This window comes from Azospira sp. MPR-E4 (assembly GCF_058809645.1).
Genome location: NZ_JBXAST010000004.1, coordinates 82319 through 95509, shown reverse-complemented (window position 1 = coordinate 95509; position 13191 = coordinate 82319). Strand labels below are relative to the sequence as shown.

Genomic DNA, 13191 nt, shown 5'->3' with positions numbered 1-13191 from the left:
GTCTGCCGTGCCGCTTTTCAGGGACTGACCGTGACCGGCAGGCCCAGGGCGCGGATGCGCTCGGCCACCGCCTCCAGTTCCGCCGGGCTGAGGCGCTCGAGACGCTCGGCCCCGGGTTGCAGGGACGGGCGGGCCAGCCCGTAGAGATGGACGCCGCGTACCCGTTCCCCTGCCTGGGCCAGCAGCTCCAGGTAGGCCGTCAGTTCGGCCTCCGCTGGTGCGGCGCCGTCGCGGCGGAAGAGGCAGGTCTGGACCCAGGTGGGGGCCAGCTCGCCGCAGCGGCGCAGATTGGCCAGGACCTTGCCCGGATCGCCCCGGGTACCGTTGACCTCCTCCATGCCCGGCACCGTGGCCCGGTCCACCTTGAACCAGACCTCGCCGCCGGCTTCGCCCAGGCGGCCGATGCCGGCCTGGACCTCGGGCCGGTGCAGCAGGCTGCCGTTGGTGATCAGGCGCAGGGCGATGCGGCCCTGTAGCTGGTGCCGTTCGACCTGGCGCCGCACTGCTTCCACCGCCGCCGGGAATTCTGGAGCGCTGGTGGGTTCGCCGTTGCCGGAAAAGGCGATGTCCATGAGCCGGCGCGCTTCCGGTGGCACGGCCCGCTGCATGAAATCGCCCTGCAGGAGGTCCGTCAGCATGGCATCCAGTTCCCGCTCCAGCTGGGCCAGGTCGATGGGCGGCGGGCCGCCCCGGGTGAGATCCGGCACCTGGCAATAGACGCAGGCCCAGTTGCAGGCGTTGTTGGGATTGAGGTTGATGCCGACGGAAACGCCGCCCGCCCGGCGCGATACCACCGGATAGACGTAGGTCAGACCGGCGCTGTCGCGGCGATGGTCGGTGACGCTGAGGGGCTGGGCAGGGGATTCCATGGGCGGTCGGACAGTGGCTGAAGAGTGGCTGGAGCGGGGCTGGGGCCGGGCCGGAGAGGCGCCCGGCAGCGGCGGCGGGGCGGGCTGGTGGCCAATGATATAATCAGCGGCTTACAAAAACACCTCCCCAGCATGCTAATCACCCGCCGCCTGGAATTCGATGCCGGCCATCGCATTCCCGATCACCGCAGCCAGTGCCGCCATCTGCACGGGCACCGCTACGTCCTGGAAATCACCCTGGCCGGCGACATCATCAGCAAGGACGGCGATCCGGCCAACGGCATGGTGATGGACTTCTCCGACGTCAAGGCCCTGGCCAAGGCCCATGTGGTGGATGTGTGGGACCACGCCTTCCTGGTCTATGCCGGGGACAAGGCGGTGGTGGAATTCCTGCAGACCCTGCCGGACCACAAGACCGTGGTGCTGGACTGCATTCCCACGGCGGAAAACCTGTCGGAAACGGCTTTCCGCATTCTCGATGCTGTCTATCAGGACAGCTACGGCAACCATCTGCGCCTGCAGCAGGTGCGCCTCTACGAAACGCCCAACTGCTGGGCCGACGCGGTGCGCCGGGACTGACCCGGCGTCCCCGTTTTCTTTCCCTCCGTGTGCCCGTGAACGACGCCCCGATCCAGATCGATACCGGTTCCGCGCCGACCTTCGCCCTCATCTGGCTGCACGGCCTGGGTGCCGACGGCAGCGATTTCGTGCCCGTCATCCCCGAACTGGGGCTGCCGCCCGAACTGCCCGGCCGCTTCATCTTTCCCCACGCGCCCTACATGCCCGTCACCTGCAACGGTGGTTACGAGATGCGCGCCTGGTACGACATCCTGTCCCTGGCCCCGGGCAGCCGGGAGGTGGATGAGGCCAGCCTCCAGCGCTCCCGGGAAACGGTGCGGCAGCTGATCGGCGAACAGGTGGCGGCGGGCATTCCCAGCCGGCGCATTTTCCTTGCCGGCTTTTCCCAGGGCGGCGCCGTGGCCTACACCACGGCCCTGACCCAGGCCGAGCCCCTGGGCGGACTGATCGCCCTGTCCACCTACCTGCCGGCGCCGGAACTGGTGCGCCGGGAGCTGAGCCCGGCCAACCGGGAACTGCCGGTGTTCGCCGCCCACGGCAGCGACGACGGCGTGGTGGCGCCGGCCCTGGGCCTGCAGGCCCGGGACTGGCTGGAACAATGGGGTCTGGCGCCGGAATGGCGCCTCTATCCCATGGAACATTCCGTCTGCCTGGAAGAGGTGGCGGACATCGGCGCCTGGCTTGCCCGGCGCCTGGCGGCCTAGGGGCGCCGCCGGCAACTTGGTGGATCGAGGAAGGGCCGGGCCCCCGGCGGGCACCGCTTCCGGCAATCCGTTGGTACAACCCATCGCCGTAGTGAAGACGTATTTGTCGCGTACCAATTTCAACAGTTCACGGCTCGTGCGCCTGCTCGCCGATTTCAACGCCGGGGAGCGGGGCGATGCCAGGGCGGAGAGCCGTGGCAAGCCGTCCTTCGCCGAACGGCTGGGGCAGTGGCTGGACCTCAACCACGCCATCGCCCTTTCCGGCGCCCTCCATCCTTCCCTGCGCCAGGGACCGGGGGGGACGGCGGCGGGGGCGGCGGACGCGGTGGCTGCCCTGGTGGCCCGGGTCCAGGCGGCCCTGCGCGATGCCATCACCCAGGAGGGCGGCGGCAAGGCCCGCATCAAGCTGCCCGTGCCGGAAGCCGGTGCCACCCTGGAAAGCGGCGGCAAGTACCTGCCTTACCGGCGTTACTACCTGGCCCAGCAGCGGGAGATGGAGGCGGCCCTGGTGCAGCTGCGGGCCCAGGTGCGGGAGGCGCTCAAAGGCGGCTCCCCGTCCCTGCGCCAGCTGGCGGGCCTGGACGGGGTCCTGGAAAAGGCCCTGGCGGAACGGGAGCGCAACCTGTTCCTCAACGTGCCCCTGTTGCTGGAAAAACGCTTCGAACAATTGCGCGACGCCTACGCCTCGGCCCTGGAGGCTTCCTCCCAGGCCGACGGGGTGGCGCGCTGGATGCAGCCGGGAGGCTGGCTGGCGGTGTTCTGCAAGGATCTGCAGAGCGTGCTGCTGGCGGAACTGGAGATTCGCCTGCAACCGGTCCTGGGACTGGTGGAGGCTTTTGGCAATGAGGTAAGCAAGTCGCAATGAACCGAAATTTCTGCTTGGCCGCCTTTGCGGTGGGACTGATCGCCGTCTGCTGGGTGGGTGTGGGCTATATGGCCTCCCATCCCCTGGCATTCAGCATGACCCTGATCATCGGCGTGGTGTACTGCGCCGGCGCCCTGGAACTGCTGCGCTTCCACCAGGCCACGGAGAGCCTGGCCCGGGCCCTGGAGCGCATTCCCGAAAACCTGGAACACCTGGCGGACTGGCTGGTGCAGGTCCATCCCTCCCTGCAGAGCGCCGTGCGCCTGCGCATCGAGGGGGAGCGGCCCGGCCTGCCCGGCCCCACGGTGACGCCCTATCTGGTGGGCCTCCTGGTCATGCTCGGCATGCTCGGCACCTTCCTCGGCATGGTGGTGACCCTCAACGGCGCCGTCCTGGCCCTGGAGAGCACCACCGACCTGCAGACCATCCGCGCCTCCCTGGCGGCGCCGGTGAAGGGCCTGGGCCTGGCCTTCGGCACCTCCGTCGCCGGCGTTGCCGCCTCCGCCATGCTGGGCCTCATCTCCTCCCTGTGCCGGCGCCAGCGCCTGCTCACCGCCCAGGGGCTGGACAGCCGCATCGCCACCAGCCTGCGCGGCTTTTCCCTGGTGCATCAGCGCCAGGAAACCTTCAAGGCCCTGCAGGCCCAGTCCCAGTCCCTGCCCGAGGTGGCCGACAAGCTGCAGGCCATGATGGCCCAGATGGAGCGCCACAGCCTGGAACTGCACCAGCGTCTGGCCGCCAGCCAGGAAGCCTTCCACCGGGACGTGCGGGAGGTCTATGGCAACCTGGCCCAGTCCGTCGATGCCTCCCTCAAGGCCAGCCTCAGCGACAGCGCCCGGGCCGCCGGCGCCGCCATCCAGCCGGTGGTGGAAGCCACCATGGCCGGCATCGCCCGGGAAACCACCTCCCTGCACGAGCGGGTGGCCGCCGGCGTCACCTCCCAGGTGGCCGCCCTAGCAGCAGCCTTCGAGCAGGGGACGGCGACCCTGCTGTCCGGTGTCCGTGAGGACAACGCCAGCCTGCAGGCCGATCTGGCGACCCGGGAAGCCCAGCGCCAGGCGGCGCTGCAGCAGTCCCTGGAAGGCATGGCCGCCAGCCTGCAGCAGGAATGGCGTCAGGCGGGCGAACGCAGCCTGGAACAGCAGCAGCAGATCTGCCGGACCCTGGAGGCCAGCGCCCAAAGCCTCAACGCCAATGCGGAAGAGCACGCCCGCCGCACCATCGACGAAGTGGCCCGGCTGATGCAGGCCGCGGCGGAGACGCCCCGGGTGGTGACCCAGGTGATCGGCGAACTGCGCAGCCTGCAGGCCGACCTGGCGGCCCAGGATGCCCAGCGGCAGCAGGCCCTGGCCCAGTCCCTGCAGGCCATGGCCGCCTCCCTCCAGGGCGAGTGGCAGCAAGCGGGGGCCCGGACCCTGGCCCAGCAGCAGCAGATCTGCGCCACCCTGGAGCAGACCGCCCGGCAGATCGGCGAAAACGCCCAGGCCCACGCCAGCGACACCATCAACGAAATCGCCCGGCTCATGCAGACCGCCGCCGAGGCGCCCCGGGTGGCCGCCGAGGTCATCGGCGAACTGCGCCAGCAACTCTCCGGCAGCATGGTGCGGGACAACGAACTGCTGGAAGAGCGCCGCCGTCTCATGGAAACCCTCAACGGCCTGCTCGACGCCATCAATCACGCCTCGGTGGAACAGCGCAGCGCCATCGACGCCCTGGTTTCCTCCTCCGCCGCCATGCTGGAGCGGGTCGGCGCCGAATTCACCGACAAGGTGGGGGGCGAGTCGGCCCGGATGATCGACGTGGCCTCCCAGATGACCACCAGCGCCGTGGAAGTGGCCAGCCTCGGCGAGGCCTTCGGCCATGCCGTGCAGTGCTTCGCCGAATACAACGACAAGCTGGTGGCCAACCTGCAGCGCCTCGAAGGCTCCCTCGACAAGAGCATGGCCCGCAGCGACGAGCAGCTGGCCTACTACGTGGCCCAGGCCCGGGAAATCATCGACCTCAGCATCATGTCCCAGAAGCGCATCGTCGATGACCTGCAGGGCCTCTCCGCCCGGCCGGCCGCCGTTGCCGGCGAGGTGGGCTGATGGAGGAGGTGGACGCCAGCGTCGAACAGACGGCCCCCGTGTGGGCCGTTTTCGGCGATCTCATGGCCGGTCTGCTGGGCGCCTTCGTGCTGATCCTGGTGGGGGTGCTGGGCGTCCAGCTGGAGCTGGTCAGCACCCTGGAGGCCGAGGTGAAAAAGCGCCAGGTCGAGGAACAGCGGCGCATGGCCCTGGAAAAGGCCCTGGCCATTCCCCTGGCCTCGGGCCGGGTGACCCTCAACAACGGGCGCATCGGCATCAGCGGCAGCGTGCTGTTCTCCCTCAACTCCGACCAGCTGCAGCCCGAGGGGCGGCAGGTGCTGAAAAGCCTGGCCGCGCCCCTGGCCGCCTACCTGGGGGCGAGGGAAGAGATGCTCATGGTCAGCGGCTTCACCGACGACATGCCGGTCAAGGGCAGCAACCGCCAGTTTGACGACAACTGGGAGCTGTCGGCCCAGCGCGCCCTGACCGTGACCCGGGCCCTGATTGACGAAGGCGTGCCCTCGTCCGCCGTTTTCGCCGCCGCCTTCGGCTCCGAGCAGCCGGTGGCGCCCAATGTGGACGCCAAGAACCGGGCCCGCAACCGGCGCGTCGAAATGGCGCCGGTGCCCAGGACCACCAATGGCGGCAGCAAGCCCCATGACTGAGGCCGCCCCGGGCGCGCCGGCCGGCACAGTGCCGTTGCCGCCCACGGCCGGCGACGCGGCCCTGGAATACTTGCGGCAGCAGGGCGCCGCCGGCTTCGACCCGGTCGGCCTGCGTTACCTGGAAGCCCTGGCCCGCCGCAGCCGGACGTACCGGGGGGGCGTTGCCGAAGGGCTGGCCTCCCGGCTGCAGGCAGCCATGGACGCCTACGGCCGGCGCCTTGCCGCCGCCCGCCAGTCCGCCGCCGAGGCCCTGGCTCAGGCCGCGGCGCGGCATCCTCAGGCAGCCGACGAGTTGCAGGCCCTGTTCGCCGCCGGCGACCTGGCCGGCCTTACCCGCCGCATTGGGGCCCTGGATGCCTGCGCCGGGCCGGGCCCCCTGGCCGGCCTGCTGGCGTACATGGCCGGCCTGGGGGATGGGGCAGGGCAGGGAGGCGCGGCGGAACCGCCGCCTGCGGCTCCCGATGGGACGCCGGCAACTCCTGTCGCCGCACCGGCCGTGGCGACCGGCACCGGCGAGGCCCCTTCCGGCACGGTCTCCCCGGCCCGGGAACTCAAGTCCCTGCGCTATTTCCGCAGCACCTGGTCCCGCCTCAGCGCCGAGCAGCAGCTGGCCCAGGCCCTGGCCCAGGCGCCGGAAAACGCCGGTCCCCTCAATTCCCACCTGCTGGTGCTGCGGGCCCTGCAACTGATGCAGGAGGTGTCACCGGACTATCTGCAGCGCTTCATGTCCTATGCGGACACCCTGCTCTGGCTGGAACAGATGGACGATCTCAGCGGCGCCGTCAAACGGCGCAACGAGACCGCCGCCCCCGCCGGCAGGAAGGGCACCCGTTCCGGCAGCAGCGACTAGCCCGGACCCGCCGGGCAGTCGCCCTGTGGCCGGGAACGGATACGTGGCGACGGTTTTTTCGCTAGGACTGGCGCGCTCCGCATTGCACCTTTTTGCCCCGGCGCAGGTGCGTACGGGTCGGCTGCTGGTTCCGAGTTGGGGGAAACGGGTAAGCTGGCAGGGGTAAGCTGGCAGCGGTGCGGATTTCTCTTGGGAGATGGGCAGTGACAGGCAGCGTGGCGGCCCGGCTGGTGCCGGCGATGATGATTCTTCTGGCTTCCCCCGGGGCCCTGGCCGGCGCCTCGGCCTATGCGGTCGGCAGCGGCGAGGCCAGTGGCTGGGCCAGCGGCTGGGCCAGCGGCTGGGCCACCCGCGACAGCCAACTGGAAGCCAATCTGGCGGCCCTGGAGTTGTGCAACCGCCAGGCCCCCCGTCGCGATTGCGTGCTGGATACCACCAAGGCCGTGGTGCGGGCGGAGAACCAGGTGCAGGCTGCCTTCTCCCGCAGCAGCGCCGGCCTGCCGGACGCCCGCAGGCGGGCCCTGGCCAACTGCGGCGCCGCCAACTGCCAGGTGACGCTGGCCGTGACCCAGGCCGGCTTCTATGTCCTGGCCCGCTCCGAGCCGGATCACGCCGGCGACCGGCGTTCCTTCCTCACCTTCGGTTTCGCCGACCTCAACGAGGCCCAGCGCCAGGCGGTTCGCCATTGCGAAGAGGCGTCGGAGCGGCGCTGCAGCGTCGTCTGGAGCGGCGCCATCGCCGGCCTGCAGGCAGTCCGTTCCGCGCCCTGAGTCAGGTCATTCCCGCCTTCACGGTGTACGGGGTGGCAGGGAAAATTTGGGGCAGATTTGGGGCAGATTTGGGGTCGGCTTGGTCGGTAGAGCGTCTGGCGGGATGTTGCTGCTTGATTGATGCAATGACGTCGTCCGAGCCCTTTTTGCGCGGGCTGCTGGATCGTGACGGCAGGGGGAGGAAAAAGTGGCGGAGGCTGTGAGATTCGAACTCACGGATGGTTGCCCATCGGCAGTTTTCAAGACTGCTGGTTTAAACCACTCACCCAAGCCTCCGCAGTCGCCGGGAGCCTGCAGGACAGCGGGCCGGAGGGCGATGTGGGGCGCCATCATAGCACAGGCCGGCGGCCCTTTTGGCGGCGCCGGCGTGACCGCCCGGAATGCCTTTCTGTAACGGTGTGTAAGGGGGGCTCCCAGGTTTGCAACTTTGCCGGGGCCCGGTTAGTCTTAGCCGTTAACAAAAACCAACTCGTTCTTTTGGAGGACTCCATGCTTCCCCAGTATCAAATGACCGGTGCCGGCACCCAGGCCGGCCTTGCCACCCAGAACAAGGTGCTGCGCAACACTTACCTGTTGCTGGCCCTCTCCATGATCCCCACCGTCATCGGGGCCATGGTCGGCGTGCAGATGGGCTTCTCCTTCTTCGCCGGCAGCCCGATGATTTCCTTCCTGCTGTTCCTCGGCATCGCCTTCGGCTTCATGTGGGGCATCGAGCGTACCAAGAACAGCGGCATGGGCGTGGTCCTGCTGCTGGGCTTCACCTTCTTCATGGGCCTGATGCTGTCCCGCATCCTGCAGGTGGCCCTGGGCTTCTCCAACGGCGGTTCCCTGATCGCCATGGCGGCCGGCGGCACCGGTGCCATCTTCTTCACCCTGGCCACCGTGGCCACCGTGACGAAGAAGGACTTTTCCTTCATGGGCAAGTTCCTCTTCATCGGCATGGTGGTGATCCTGCTGGCGGCCGTGGCCAACATCTTCTTCCAGATCCCGGCCCTGGCCCTGACCATCTCCGCCGCCGCGGTGATGCTCTTCTCCGCCTACATCCTCTACGACATCAGCCGCATCGTCACCGGCGGCGAGACCAACTACATCGTCGCCACCCTGTCGGTGTACCTGGACATCTACAACGTCTTCGTCAGCCTGCTGAACCTGCTGATGGCCTTCACCGGCGAGCGCGACTGAACGTTGCGCTAGCAGCATGCAAAAGGGGCGGCCCGTGGGCCGCCCCTTTTTTTATGGTCTGTCTCGAGTGTTATGGGTGTGTGGATCGGTGTGGCGGGGTGCTGCGGCGTTCAGGCGGCCTGGCGCAGGCGCTGGTCCCGGGCGGCCGCTTCGGCGGCTTCCTGGACCCGTTCCCGCAGTTCCTTGCCGGCCTTGAAGTGGGGCACGTGCTTGGCCGGGACTTCCACCTGTTCACCGGTCTTGGGATTGCGGCCCTGGCGGGCCGGACGGTAGTTGAGGGAGAAACTGCCGAAACCGCGGATTTCCACCCGGTCGCCCCGGGTCAGCGCTTCGGCAATGGCGTCGAGCATCAGATTGACGGCAAAGTCCACATCCCGGGTGGTCAGATGGGGAAGCTTGCCCGTCAGATCGGCAACGAGTTCGGATTTGGTCATAGGGGGCGATTCTAACCCGACAGGCCCCCTCCTTTTCAAGGGGGCCGTTGAATTCAATGACTTATTGCAGGGGCTGCTCGCCGCCCAGGGCCTCCACGATGGCCGGCAGCAGGCGGGAGAATTCGCCGCTCATCAGGGCCAGGTCGGCCTCGAACTGCTCGGCGGCGTTCTCGGCCTGCTTTTCCGCCTCTTCCTTGACCACGTCGAGGAAGGCGACCCGCTTCACTTCCAGCTTCTCGGTGAGGATCAGGGAAATGCGGTCGTTCCAGGTCAGGGCCAGGCGGGTGGGCAGCTTGCCGGCGGCGATGTGCTGGCGCACGTCATCCCCTTCCAGGGTGTGGCGCACGTAGCGCACGGCGGCCTTTTCCTCCACCGGGGATTTCAGTTCGCAGTCCCGGTCGATGGTGAAGGCGCCGGGGGCGTCGCCGCCGGCCAGCCAGTCGGTCATGGCCGCCACCGGGGACATGGCGGTGTTGAGGCGGGTGAGGGGGAATTCGTCAAGGGACTTGCCCAGCATCTCCAGCACTTCCTCGGCCTTGGAGGCGTTGCTGGCGTCCACCACCAGCCAGCCGCCGGCGGTGTCGATCCAGACGCTGGTGCGGCGGCGGCGGGTGAAGGCCCGGGGCATCAGTTCGTCGCGCACCCGTTCGCGCAGTTCCTTGAGCTGTTTGCGGCCCACCGGATAGCCCTGCTGCACGGCCAGTTCCTCGGCCCGTTCCTGGGCGGTCTGGTTGACCACGGAGGAGGGCAGGAGCTTGTGTTCAACGGCCAGGGAGAGCAGCATATAGGGGCCCTGGGCGTGGGCCAGGGCGGGCTCGTCGGTGGGGGGCAGCCAGCCCTTGGTTTGCGGGTCCATGGGACCGCAGGGGTTGAAACGGTTGCGGCCCAGCTGGGTTTCCAGGGCTTCGGGGCTGGGTTTCCAGCCTGCGGGCAGACGGTAGATTTGCAGGTTCTTGAACCACATGGGCAATGGGATGGGTCTGAAAATGGACCCGCCATTCTACGCGCAATCCGCTCACAAACGCCCCGGCTTGGGGCTTTGATTTCGTCCATGGCGGGACGTCGCGGAAAGCGGCGCGCCACCAACGACCTGCCTGAAACCCAGCAGGGACGGGCTTGTTCGGCATGGGGCGGTGCCCAGGTCCGTCCTGCCTGCCTCCCGGGGCAGGTGCCGCTGCGGGGTCCTCAGCCGTTCGCGGGCGTGGCGCTGCCGTGGCGGCCCAGGAGGGCGGTGATCTCGTCCGCCGGCATGGGCCGGGCCCGGAGGAAACCCTGCATCTGGGCGCAGCCCCGCTCGGCGAGGAAGGACCATTGCTGTTCCGTCTCCACCCCTTCGGCCAGGGTTTCCAGGCCCAGGTCCCGGGCCATGCCGATGATGGCGGTGGTGATGGCGGCGTCCTCCGCATCCTGGGGCAGGTCGCGGATGAAGGAGCGGTCGATCTTCAGCTTGTCCAGGGAGAAGCGCTTCAGGTAGGCCAGGCTGGAATAGCCGGTGCCGAAGTCGTCTAGGGCCAGGCGGATGCCCATGGCCTTGAGCTGGGCCAGGGTCTGGGTGTGGCGCTCGCCGTCTTCCATGAGCATGGATTCGGTCAGTTCCAGTTCCAGCCAGCAGGGCGACAGGCCGCTGGCGGCCAGGGCTTCCTGCACCAGGGCGGCCAGGTTGGCCTGGCGGAACTGCACAGCGGAAATGTTCACCGCCACCACCAGGGGCGGCAGGCCCGCGTCCTGCCAGGCCTGGGCCTGGCGGCAGGCTTCCCGCAGCACCCACTGGCCGATGGGCAGGATCAGGCCCGTCTCCTCCGCCACCGGGATGAAGCGGTCCGGCGGGATCAGGCCCTGCTCCGGCTGCCGCCAGCGCAGCAGGGCCTCGCAGCCCACCAGGGTGCCGCTGTGCAGGTCGTACTGGGGCTGGTAGTGCAGGGCCAGCTCCTGGCGCGCCAGGGCCTGGCGCAGGTTGTTTTCCAGCAGCAGCCGCTGGGACACCCGGGCGTTCATGGCCGCGGTGAAGTACTGGTAGTTGTTGCGGCCGCTTTCCTTGGCCACGTACATGGCGGCGTCGGCGTTCTTCAGCAGGGTGTCGCCGTCCTCGCCGTCCTCGGGGAAGACGGCGATGCCGATGCTGGGCGTCACCGCCAGCTCGTAGTCGTCGATGGCCAGGGGCGTGGCCAGGGTGTGCAGCAGCTTTTCCGCCACGCTGGCGGCCTGGGCCGGGCTTTCCAGCAGGGGCAGCAGCAGCACGAATTCGTCGCCGCCCAGGCGGCTCACCGTGTCGCTGGCCCGCACCGACGTCAGCAGCCGCTCGCCCACCTGGCACAGCACCTGGTCGCCGACGGTGTGGCCGAGGGAGTCGTTGATGTTCTTGAAGCGGTCCAGGTCGAGGAAGAGCAGGGCCAGGCAGCTGCCGGCCCGCCGCGCGGCGGCGATGGCCTGGCCCAGACGGTCCTGCAGCAGCACCCGGTTGGGCAGGTTGGTGAGGGCGTCGTACTCCGCCAGGTGGCGCACCTGGGCCTCGGCCGCCTTGCGCTCGGTGATGTCGGAGAAGGCGGCGATGTAGTGGCTGGCCTGGCCGCCCTCGTCCCGCACGCTGCTGATGTTGAGCCACTCCGGGTAGAGGGAGCCGTCCTTGCGCCGGTTCCAGATCTCGCCGGACCAGGCGCCGGTGTCCCGCAGCTGGTGCCACATCTGCCGGTAGAAGTCGGCGTCGTGGCGGCCGGAGGAGAAGATGGCCGGGTTCTGCCCCACCACCTCTTCCGGCCGGTAGCCGGTGATGCGGGTGAAGGCCTGGTTCACGGTGATGATGCGGTTGTCGCCGTCGGTGATGACCATGCCCTCGTTGCCGCTCTCGAACACCTGGGCCGCCAGCTTCAGTTCCCGGGCGTTCTCCAGCAATTGGGCATTGCGGCTGTCCAGGTCTTCCCGGTACTGGCGGAAGAGGCGGGCCAGCCAGCCGGAGAAGAAGAAGGAGAAGAGCAGGGTGGCGCCGGCGGCGACGGCCAGCACCAGGGCCGTGGTGCTGATGTGCTGGCGCACCCCCGATTCCAGGGAGCTGCGGCGGCGCGCCAGGTCTTCCTGCAGGTCGTCCAGGTAGACCCCGGCGATCAGCACCCAGCCCCAGGATTCCACCGGCCGCACCACGGAGAGCTTGGGCGACAGTTTGCCGGTGGCCGGATTGATCCAGTCGTAGCGGATGGGGCCGCCGCCCTGCCGCGCCAGGTCGAGAATGCGGGCGATGGTGCGCTGTTCGTCGCTGCCCCCCAGGCTGTCCAGGCGGCGCCCTTCGATGCCCGGGTTGGCGGGGGTGATGAGGATATTGCCGTTCTCGTGCAGCACCGCCAGGTAGCCGTCGTGGGCGAAGCGCACCGAACGCAGGCGCTCCAGGGCCTCCCGCTGCAGGTCCGCCTCCATCTGGTACAGGTAGTCGCCGGCACCGATGAGCCAGCCGAAGGGCTCGAAGCGGCGCACGTAGGCGATCTTGTCGGCCATTTCCTTCTCGTTGCCGGGGGCGTACCAGCGGTAGCGGGAATAGCCGTCGCCCCGGGTGCCCGCCTCGATCAGGCCGCGCATGATGTAGTGGCCGCTGTCGTCCCGGTTGTCGAGCAGGGAGCTGCCTTCCCGGCCCGGGGCCGTGGGCAGCAGGACGCAGTTGCCGGCCAGGTCGTCGATGAAGAAATAGCCCCGGCCGTCGAAGAAGCGCAAGGGGCGCAGGGCCTCCACCACCAGGCGGCGGATTTCCTTTTCCGGGCGCCTGCCCTTTTCCTGGGCATAGATGGCCTCGGCCAGGCGCAGGGCCTGGTCCACCTGGACCTTGAGGCTGGTCTTGAGCACCGATTCGGTACGGGAGCGGACGAACTCCAGGTAGTTGCGCTTGGAATCCACCTCGGCCTCCAGCAGGGATTGCTGCTGGGCCAGGGTTTCCGCCTCCAGGGCCGCCAGGCTGGCCTCGAAATCCCGTTCGTGCTGCAGGGTGAAGTGGATGCCCAGGCCCAGGGTGAACACCAGGACCAGGGTCAGCATGCCGATGAGCTGCAGGCGGGGGAGGGATTTTTCGTTGATGACCAGAGACACGGGGAACGGCGGCGGAATTTCGAGCGCGAATATTACTATAGTTATATGCGGCAGTCGTGGGGGAACCTGGACGGCGCCGGCCTCCGGCGCTTTGCCCGGCAGCCCGGGGAGCAAGGCCGGCGCCGGGTGCGGCCCTGCGGCC

General features: G+C 68.7%; 12 protein-coding genes and 1 tRNA gene. 8 read left to right on the top strand and 5 right to left on the bottom strand.

Annotation, left to right across the window (positions count from 1 at the left end):
- Nucleotides 1-17: 17 nt before the first annotated feature.
- The gene (locus AC1RTA_RS02560) at nucleotides 18-869 is read right to left on the bottom strand and encodes a radical SAM protein (RefSeq protein WP_492783880.1); all 852 of its coding nucleotides are present in this window, start codon (nucleotides 867-869) and stop codon (nucleotides 18-20) included.
- 132 nt (nucleotides 870-1001) lie between these two features.
- Here AC1RTA_RS02560 and queD point away from each other — a divergent pair, with 132 nt between their 5' ends.
- The 7 genes from queD (at nucleotide 1002) to AC1RTA_RS02525 (ending at nucleotide 7368) form a co-directional block, all read left to right on the top strand.
- Nucleotides 1002-1448: a 6-carboxytetrahydropterin synthase QueD gene (gene queD, locus AC1RTA_RS02555; RefSeq protein ID WP_014237198.1), complete on the top strand. Its 447-nt coding sequence runs from the start codon at nucleotides 1002-1004 to the stop codon at nucleotides 1446-1448.
- A 35-nt stretch (nucleotides 1449-1483) separates the two neighbouring features.
- A complete protein-coding gene (locus AC1RTA_RS02550; protein WP_492783879.1) occupies nucleotides 1484-2152 on the top strand; it encodes an alpha/beta hydrolase in 669 nt (222 codons plus the stop codon).
- Between the two features lie 103 nt (nucleotides 2153-2255).
- A complete protein-coding gene (locus AC1RTA_RS02545) occupies nucleotides 2256-3017 on the top strand; it encodes a DUF3348 domain-containing protein (RefSeq protein WP_492783878.1) in 762 nt (253 codons plus the stop codon).
- Nucleotides 3014-5104: a hypothetical protein gene (locus tag AC1RTA_RS02540; protein WP_492783877.1), complete on the top strand. Its 2091-nt coding sequence runs from the start codon at nucleotides 3014-3016 to the stop codon at nucleotides 5102-5104. Before AC1RTA_RS02545 ends, AC1RTA_RS02540 begins: the two co-directional genes overlap by 4 nt.
- On the top strand, nucleotides 5104-5748 hold the full coding sequence (locus AC1RTA_RS02535) for an OmpA family protein (protein WP_014237202.1): 645 nt from the start codon (nucleotides 5104-5106) through the stop codon (nucleotides 5746-5748). The genes AC1RTA_RS02540 and AC1RTA_RS02535 overlap by 1 nt, the downstream gene beginning before the upstream one ends.
- Complete coding sequence (locus tag AC1RTA_RS02530) at nucleotides 5741-6598, top strand: DUF2894 domain-containing protein (RefSeq protein WP_492783876.1); 858 nt, start codon at nucleotides 5741-5743, stop codon at nucleotides 6596-6598. The genes AC1RTA_RS02535 and AC1RTA_RS02530 overlap by 8 nt, the downstream gene beginning before the upstream one ends.
- 203 nt (nucleotides 6599-6801) lie before the next feature.
- Complete coding sequence (locus AC1RTA_RS02525) at nucleotides 6802-7368, top strand: DUF4189 domain-containing protein (protein ID WP_492783875.1); 567 nt, start codon at nucleotides 6802-6804, stop codon at nucleotides 7366-7368.
- Nucleotides 7369-7556: 188 nt separating this feature from the next.
- Here AC1RTA_RS02525 and AC1RTA_RS02520 read toward each other — a convergent pair.
- Nucleotides 7557-7644 (bottom strand) — tRNA-Ser (locus AC1RTA_RS02520).
- A gap of 213 nt (nucleotides 7645-7857) precedes the next feature.
- Here AC1RTA_RS02520 and AC1RTA_RS02515 point away from each other — a divergent pair.
- Entirely contained in the window at nucleotides 7858-8550 is a 693-nt protein-coding gene (locus AC1RTA_RS02515; protein WP_152089416.1) for a Bax inhibitor-1/YccA family protein, read from the top strand.
- Between the two features lie 110 nt (nucleotides 8551-8660).
- On the opposite strand, the gene AC1RTA_RS02510 is transcribed toward AC1RTA_RS02515, so the two are convergent.
- From AC1RTA_RS02510 to AC1RTA_RS02500, 3 genes are all read right to left on the bottom strand, one after another.
- Nucleotides 8661-8984, bottom strand: a complete 324-nt coding sequence (locus tag AC1RTA_RS02510) for an integration host factor subunit beta (RefSeq protein ID WP_014237206.1) — start codon at nucleotides 8982-8984, stop codon at nucleotides 8661-8663.
- Between the two features lie 61 nt (nucleotides 8985-9045).
- Complete coding sequence (locus tag AC1RTA_RS02505; RefSeq protein WP_492783874.1) at nucleotides 9046-9948, bottom strand: recombination-associated protein RdgC; 903 nt, start codon at nucleotides 9946-9948, stop codon at nucleotides 9046-9048.
- 221 nt (nucleotides 9949-10169) lie between these two features.
- Nucleotides 10170-13049, bottom strand: a complete 2880-nt coding sequence (locus AC1RTA_RS02500; protein ID WP_492783873.1) for a bifunctional diguanylate cyclase/phosphodiesterase — start codon at nucleotides 13047-13049, stop codon at nucleotides 10170-10172.
- Nucleotides 13050-13191: the final 142 nt, after the last annotated feature.